The organism is Mycobacterium sp. (assembly GCF_049802695.1).
GTDB lineage: Bacteria > Actinomycetota > Actinomycetes > Mycobacteriales > Mycobacteriaceae > Mycobacterium.
The window spans coordinates 1-2,540 of the sequence record NZ_JBARMY010000219.1 but is presented as its reverse complement, the minus strand read 5'-3'; the positions used below and the strand labels follow the sequence as shown (position 1 = coordinate 2,540).

General features: G+C 66.5%; 2 protein-coding genes. Both read right to left on the bottom strand.

The genetic code is table 11. From position 1 onward, the window contains the following. On the bottom strand, positions 1–1,278 hold a 1,278-nt coding region (secF, locus tag WA317_RS08930; protein WP_425172687.1), incomplete at its 3' end, for a protein translocase subunit SecF. Between the two features lie 4 nt (positions 1,279–1,282). Further along, on the bottom strand, positions 1,283–2,540 hold a 1,258-nt coding region (secD, locus tag WA317_RS08925), incomplete at its 5' end, for a protein translocase subunit SecD (protein ID WP_425172686.1).

Genomic DNA, 2,540 nt, shown 5'->3' with positions numbered 1-2,540 from the left:
GGGCGCTGTCGTATTCGACGCCCTGGACGCCCTGGTCGGCACGGCAGCGCCCCGGGTCGTCTGAGCCGTCGCTTCGGCGTCGGCCGGTGCCCCGGCATCACCAACAGCACCGTCGGGCGGCGCCGCGGTGTCAGCATCCTTCGCGGAGGTTTTCCCTGAGCCCGGCGACCGCCGCCGAAGCACCCGGCGGGTGTGCGTCGCCACCAGCTGGGTCCGCTCCCGCAGGGTGACCAGCAACGGCGTGGCGAAGAAGATCGACGAATAGGTGCCGATGATGATGCCGATCAGCTGCACCAGCGCCAGGTCCTTCAAGGTGCCCACACCAAGCAGCCACACCGCCACCACCAGCAGCGCGATCACCGGCAGCACCGAGATCAGGCTGGTGTTGATGGAGCGCATGAAGGTCTGGTTGATCGCCAGGTTGGCCTGCTCGGCGAACGTGCGCCGGGTGGTGTGCTGGAAGCCGTGGGTGTTCTCTTCGACCTTGTCGAACACGATAACGGTGTCGTACAGCGAGAACCCGAGGATGGTCAGCAACCCGATCACAGTGGCCGGCGTGACCTCGAAGCCGACCAGCGAGTACACCCCGGCGGTGACGCTGACGTCGAAGAACATCGCCGCCAACGCGGAGACTGCCATATAGCGCTCGTAGCGCACGGTGATGTAAAGCACCACCAGCACGATGAACACCACCAGCGCGATCAGCGCCTTCTTGGTGATCTGGCCACCCCAGGTCTCCGACACCGCGGAGTCGCTGACCGCCTGCTTGCTGGGTTTGCCGTCGGGTCCCTTGGGCTGGAACCGGTCGAACACTGCATTCCTGAGCTTGGCAGTCTGGTCGTTGGTCAGCGTCTTGGAGCGGATCTGCACAGTCGCCGAAATGCCGTTGCCGACGATGACCACCGACTCGGGGTCGGCGCCGATCGACTGCCGGAACACCTCTTCGACCTGGCTGACCTGAGCTGTGCCTTTCCCGCCGGCGACGGGCATTGACACCACGGTGCCGCCCTTGAAGTCGATGCCGAAGGTGAACCCGCGCAGCAGGATGCTGGCGATCGCGACCGCCACGATCGCGCCGCTGATCCCGAACCACAGCCGCCGGCGGCCCACCACCTCGAACGCGCCGGTACCGGTGTAGAGGCGGGAGAGGAAGTTGTGCCGCGGCAACGGCGCGTCGGTCGCGGCGTCGGTGTCGTCGACGGCGGTGCCTTTGGTCAGTTCGACCGCCCCGGTGGTCACGTCGTCGTCGGCGCCGCTCTTGGTTTTCGCTGAGGCCATCTCGCTATCCCCGTCCCGTCGATTGGGCCGTCGAGAGGGTCTTCGAGCCGGCCGGAGTACGAGCCCCGGTGCTGGCTCCTGCCTGATTCAAGGCCCGCCGTTCGCGGGCAACCTGCTGAACCGCACCGAGGCCGTTGTAGGTCGGCTTGGCCAGCCGCGCCGACTTGGAGGCCAGGTAGATCAGCGGCCAGGTCACCAGGAACACGACCACGAGGTCCAGGATCGTCGTCAGGCCCAAAGTGAAGGCGAAGCCCTTTACCTGCCCGATCGCCAGGACGTACAGCACTGCCGCGGCCAGGAAGGTGACGGCGTTGCCCGACATGATGGTCTTGCGGGCCCGCACCCACCCCCGCGGCACCGCCGACCGGAACGACCGGCCTTCGCGGATCTCGTCTTTGATGCGTTCGAAGAACACCACGAACGAGTCGGCAGTGGTGCCGATCCCGATGATCAAACCTGCGATCCCGGCCAGATCCAGGCTGTAATTGATGTAGCGGCCCAACAGCACCAGCAGCGCGAACACCATTCCGCCGGAAGCCAGCAGCGACAGCGCCGTGAGCAGTCCCAGCACCCGGTAGTACAGCAGCGAATACAGTAGGACCAGAGCCAAGCCGATTGCGCCGGCGATCAGGCCAGCGCGCAGCGACGTCAAACCCAATGTCGCCGAGACGGTTTCAGCTTCCGACGATTCGAAGGACAGCGGCAACGACCCGTACTTCAAGACGTTGGCCAGTTGGCGCGCCGAGTTGGCGGTGAACGGTGGGTCACCGCCGGTGATCTGGGTTCGGCCGCCGCGGATCGCCTCGCGGATCTGCGGTGCACTCACCACTTGGGAGTCCAGGGTGAACGCGGTCTGAGTGCCGACGTGGGCGGCGGTGAAGTCACCCCAGGTGTCGCCCGCCCCACTCTTGAACTGCACGTCGACGACGTAGCCACCACTGCGCTGGTCGAGCCCCGACGTGGCGTCCTTGATCTGGTCGCCGCTGATGATCGACGGCGCGAGCAGGTAGGCGGCCTTCTGGTCGGTGGAGCAAGTCACCAGCGGCAACGTCGGGTCGTCATTGCCGGCCAGGATGTCGTCCTCGCCGCAGCGAGTCGTCTCGTATTGCAGGGCAAGGAACTGAAGCTGGCGGTTCGTGCTCTGCCGCCACTTCTTCTCGATGGCAATGCGCTCGGCGAGTTCCTTGCGCGGATCCGGCGGACCCGGTTGCACTGGCGCCGGTGCGGGGTTGGCGGGCGGCGGCTGCTGGCCGGGCCCCGGC